At 66.6% G+C, this 4,212-nt stretch carries 5 protein-coding genes and 2 pseudogenes; 4 read left to right on the forward strand and 3 right to left on the reverse strand.

Annotation, left to right across the window (positions count from 1 at the left end):
- A partial coding sequence (locus tag GP2_RS20580; protein WP_006902577.1) for a helix-turn-helix domain-containing protein occupies nt 1-305 on the forward strand: 305 nt, incomplete at its 5' end.
- 34 nt (nt 306-339) lie between these two features.
- On the opposite strand, the gene GP2_RS20585 is transcribed toward GP2_RS20580, so the two are convergent.
- The gene (locus tag GP2_RS20585) at nt 340-636 is read right to left on the reverse strand and encodes a helix-turn-helix transcriptional regulator (RefSeq protein WP_006902578.1); all 297 of its coding nucleotides are present in this window, start codon (nt 634-636) and stop codon (nt 340-342) included.
- 68 nt (nt 637-704) lie between these two features.
- Between GP2_RS20585 and map the strand changes: the two genes are divergently transcribed.
- Nucleotides 705-1,481 carry a type I methionyl aminopeptidase gene (map, locus tag GP2_RS20590; RefSeq protein ID WP_006902579.1) on the forward strand — a complete coding sequence of 259 codons (777 nt, stop codon included), beginning with the start codon at nt 705-707 and terminating at the stop codon, nt 1,479-1,481.
- A 46-nt stretch (nt 1,482-1,527) separates the two neighbouring features.
- Here map and GP2_RS20595 read toward each other — a convergent pair whose 3' ends face one another.
- Nucleotides 1,528-2,472: an NAD(P)/FAD-dependent oxidoreductase gene (locus GP2_RS20595; RefSeq protein ID WP_006902581.1), complete on the reverse strand. Its 945-nt coding sequence runs from the start codon at nt 2,470-2,472 to the stop codon at nt 1,528-1,530.
- Nucleotides 2,473-2,545: 73 nt separating this feature from the next.
- Here GP2_RS20595 and GP2_RS20600 point away from each other — a divergent pair, with 73 nt between their 5' ends.
- Together GP2_RS20600 and GP2_RS20605 are read left to right on the forward strand one after the other, a co-directional pair.
- Nucleotides 2,546-3,100: a helix-turn-helix domain-containing protein gene (locus GP2_RS20600; protein ID WP_006902582.1), complete on the forward strand. Its 555-nt coding sequence runs from the start codon at nt 2,546-2,548 to the stop codon at nt 3,098-3,100.
- A 138-nt stretch (nt 3,101-3,238) separates the two neighbouring features.
- Nucleotides 3,239-3,820, forward strand: a pseudogene (locus GP2_RS20605) (integrase core domain-containing protein); the annotation flags it as partial.
- Nucleotides 3,821-3,860: 40 nt separating this feature from the next.
- On the opposite strand, the pseudogene GP2_RS21480 reads toward GP2_RS20605, so the two are convergent.
- Nucleotides 3,861-4,117 (reverse strand): annotated as a pseudogene (locus tag GP2_RS21480) (helix-turn-helix domain-containing protein); the annotation flags it as partial.
- Between the last annotated feature and the right edge of the window lie 95 nt (nt 4,118-4,212).

Genomic DNA, 4,212 nt, shown 5'->3' on the forward strand with positions numbered 1-4,212 from the left:
GTCCGCTCACGCTCGCCGACATCGCAACAGCAGCCCACACGAGCATCCGTACTCTGACCCGACGTTTTCACCAGGAGACCGGGCAGGCTCCCATGGAATGGGTCACCGGTGTGCGCATCCGGCACGCGCAGGAGCTGCTGGAGACCACCGACCACAGCATCGAGCGCATCGCCCGACAGGTCGGCTTCAGCAGCCCTAGCGCCTTCCGCGACCAGTTCCGCCGCGCCACCCGAGTCTCTCCCAGCGAGTACCGCGCAACATTCTCCGGCCGTCCGCCATACGACAACCACGAGGCGACCCGGTGAACACCGCGGGTGAGCAGGTCCGCGCGCGGTGTCGTTAGCGCGAAGCCAACACCGCCGCTGACGTCAGCGCCTCCGGAGGTGATCCGTGGGGTGTGCTGATCTGGGCCCAGAGGTCGTCGAGGGACAGGCCGAGCACGATGGCGACCGCGGCAACGGTGGGAAACGCTGGTGTGGCGACCCTGCCGGTCTCGATCTTGCGCAACGTCTCGGGGGAGATCCCCGCCTCGATCGCGACGTCAAGGATCGAACGTGGACCGCGCGCGACACGGAGTAGTTCTCCGAGCCGCTGCCCGCGTTTGACGTCCTCGCGAGTGAGCGGCAATCTGACCATGCCACCAATACTAATCACGGTATAGTCGTACCGGTATAAGTATTGGAGACCTGGCGGGAAGGCGCCGGATGATCGAGATCCTCACTCCGAGCGAGCTGGACCGGGCGCGGGTCACCGGCCGCATCGTCGGCGACGTTCTCCAGCGCCTCAAGGCCCGCTGCCGGGTCGGGACGAACCTGCTCCAGGTTGACCAGTGGGCGCGGGAGATGATCGATGCTGCCGGTGCGACCTCATGCTATGTCGACTATGCGCCCTCGTTCGGGCGCGGTCCCTTTGGGCACTACATCTGCACCGCCGTCAACGACGCCGTGCTGCACGGCATGCCACGCGACTACCGCCTCGCGGATGGGGACCTGCTCACCCTCGACCTCGCGGTCATCAAGGACGGGGTCGCGGCGGACGCCGCGATCAGCTTCATCGTCGGCGACACCCGCAACCCGCAGGACGTCGCGATGATCGACGCCACCGAACGGGCGCTGGTGGCCGCGATTCATGTTGCCGCGCCGGGGTTGCGGCTGGGGGACCTCTCGCACGCGATCGAGCAGGTGCTGTCGGGCGCCGGCTACCTGATCAATACCGAGTTCGGTGGTCACGGCATCGGATCGACGATGCACCAGGACCCGCACGTGTCCAACAAGGGACGACCCGGCCGAGGATACCGGCTGCGGCCCGGGCTGCTGCTGGCCTTGGAGCCGTGGGTGATGGCCGATACCGACCGGCTCATCACCGACCCGGATGACGGGTGGACGCTGCGCAGCGCAACCGGATGCCGCACCGCCCACACCGAGCACACCATCGCGATCACCGACCATGGCGCCGAGATCCTCACCCTCCCACAGCAATAGGTGCCCCGATAGCGTCACCGGCACCCGCCGCTGCCCGCGTGCGCGGTCAGGACACCCGCGCAGGCGTGGCGAGGGCGGTGTCTGTGTCCTCTTTGGCGAGTCGAGCGTTGACGACGCCACCGGTGATGGCCCCGGCCCCGAGTGACATCGCCACGTTCGCGCCAGGGTCGACGACGTTCCCGGCAGCCCAGATACGTTCGTGGCTGGTCTGACCGGTGCGGTCGACGCTGAGGAACGAGCCGACGGGAGTGTCGACGCGGTCGAGGTCCAGCCCGGCGACGAACTCGTCAAGCGGGTGCAGGGCGCCCGCGGTGAAGATCGCATCGACGGAGGCGGTGCGGCCGTCCGCAAGCGCGACCTGTGAGATCGCGGGGGCGGGCCCGTGAATCTCGGTGACAGGCGCCGGTTCGATCCGGATGCCGCGCGCGGCCAGGCGCTTCTCGTCGTCGGCGGAGAGGTCGCCTGCGCCTGCGGAGAAGAAGGTGACCTGGTCGCTGAGCTGTCGCACGAGCTCAACCTGGTGCAGGGCGAGCGGTGAGGTGGCAAGCACGCCCAGGTGCTGGTTGCGAACCTCCCACCCATGACAGTACGGGCAGTGCAGCACCGTCTTGCCCCACCGCTCGGCAAGCCCGCCGATCGCGGGCAGGTCGTCCCGCAGCCCGGTGGCGATGACTAGCGTACGCGCCTGGTGGGCGGAACCATCATCCGCGGTCACGCGCACCCCGGCGGGTACGTTGGTGACCTCCCGCACGGTCCCGTCATGGAAGACCACTCCGTAGCCCTGGGCTTCGGCGCGCCCGAGCCGGCGCAACTCGGACGGGGGGAGCCCGTCATGGCCGAGCACGCCGTGCATGTGCGCGGCGAAACGATTGCGCGGACTGCCCGCATCGATCACGAGCACACGACGGCGAGAGCGCCCGAGCATCACCGCCGCGGTCAACCCCGCCGGACCTGCGCCGACTATCACTGCATCCCAAAGTTCTTCTGCCATACCGGCATCCTCCGGCCAGGTCTGGCAGAATAGCAAGGAAACTTGCAGTAATGGCAAAGAAGGGAAAGCGGACATGGAGAGCGCACGGATCGGGTCGAGGCTGCGCGCGATCCGCCGATCACAGGGTCTGACCCTGGAGGAGCTAGCAGCCGCCGCAGGCATGTCGGTAAGCACGCTTTCGCGTTTGGAATCGGGTAAACGTCAGGCGAATCTCGAACTGCTTGTGCCGTTGACGCGACGGCTCGGTATCCGAGTTGACGACCTGGTCGCTGACGAACGTCCCGACCCGCGGGTGCGCAGGCCGCCGATCCGCCGCGACGGTCTGGTTATCGTCCCCCTGGCCCCCGAACATGCACCGGTCATGACCTACCGCATCACATACCCACCACGGCCGCAGGCGCCCGAACCGCGGGTGCACGACGGTTATGAGTGGATCTATGTGCTGAGCGGTCGGCTCCGGCTTATCCTCGGGGACCAGGATCTCGTTCTCGAGCCGGGCGAAGCCGCGGAGTTCGACACCCGCACCCCCCACAGCATGAGCGCCGCAGGATCAGACAGCGCCGAAGCGATCAGCATCTTCAATCGCGACGGCGCCAGAATCCACACCCACACCACCCCACAGGATTAGGCCCTCGGGTGCCAGACCGCCTGAACCTGACTGCCACCCTCCGGGTCACCACGCCTCTTGCAGATCGAGGGCGCTGCGCGTTCGGTCGTGTCGCATCTGATGCGACAGGCATCGTCTCGCTCACCTCCCGAGTGAGCGGGGCTGCGAGTTCCCCAGCGCCGCAGGAAGAAACGGCTCACCGGAATCGGGACCGCGGTTGGGGCGATGTGCCCAATCCGGCCGAACGTGATCTGGGCGATGGACTTCCAATTCGACACCACCGCCGACGGCCGAACCATCAAAATGCTCAACGTGATCGACGAGTTCACCCGCGAAGCCCTGGCGATCCACGTCGACCGCGTCATCAACGCCGATGGCGTGGTTGACGTTCTCGACCGCCTGGCCCTGATACATGGTCCACCGTGCTACGTGCGGTTCGACAACGGACCGGAATTCGTCGCTCACGCCGTCAACGACTGGTGCCGATTCAACGGCACCGGATCACTATTCATCGACCCCGGCTCCCCGTGGCAGAACGCCTGGATCGAATCGTTCAACGGCCGCCTGCGCGACGAGCTGCTCAACTCCTGGCCCTTTGACTCCCTGCGCGAAGCCCGGGTCATCATCGAAGACTGGAGGATCGACTACAACGCCAACCGACCCCATTCGGCCCACCACGGACTCACCCCCGCCGAGTTCGCCCTACAGTGGACCACGACCCACCAACCCCAAGCCGCATAGCGACTGGACCATCGAATGGGTCCCCCTCAGCGTCGTCAACACCGAGTTCTTCGAGTTCGTCGCACAGCGTGCGCGCCCACAGATGCGGATCCTCGGCCAGGCGTGCGGTCACACGTAGGGCGCGAACGGTTCGAACGGATCCTCATCCGGCTTCTTGCGTTGGCCCGGTGAGCGCACCCCGTTCAGATACGCCCGGATGGTCTTGCGGTCATGCCCGGTATGGCGGGCGATCGCCGAGATCGACCACCCCCGTTTGCGTAGTGCGTGTACTTCCACATCATCCTCCCATGTCAACATGAGAAAGCGGGCCTCCCTGGAGCTGGTGCGTGGTCAGAGACCATCAGCATCTCGGGAGGCCCGCCTTCGCTGGCGGAGCCACACGGGTGGGGAAC

The sequence above is a fragment of the Gordonia paraffinivorans NBRC 108238 genome, assembly GCF_000344155.1.
Lineage (GTDB): Bacteria > Actinomycetota > Actinomycetes > Mycobacteriales > Mycobacteriaceae > Gordonia > Gordonia paraffinivorans.